Here is a 256-nt window from a genome sequence, read left to right as displayed (position 1 = left end):
CTGGATGTCCTGCGGGCCGCTGATGGTGTTGCCGACCCATTTCAGCTTCAACGGCGCGAGATAGCCAAGATCGTCGGCGAGCTCGATAAACGTCACCTGACCGGCCCAGCCCTGGTAGCGGATCTCGGACTTCTCGAGCGGCGGCTCCGCGAAGGCTGGAGTTACGAGGCCGACCGCCAAGGCGCCCGCCAGCAGCACCCGCAAGGCGCGACGCCGCGCGCCAGGGAATCGAAACTGAGAGTTCATTGTGCAAATC

Annotated in this window: 1 pseudogene; it reads right to left on the bottom strand. The window is 64.5% G+C overall.

The features are described 5' to 3' along the window. Positions 1-246, bottom strand: a pseudogene (locus tag AC24YW_RS36655) (ABC transporter substrate-binding protein); the annotation flags it as partial. Positions 247-256 lie beyond the last annotated feature (10 nt).

Source organism: Bradyrhizobium sp. USDA3516 (assembly GCF_057651995.1).
The sequence above is the reverse complement of the archived record's forward strand: the minus strand, read 5'-3'. Positions and strand labels throughout refer to the sequence as shown.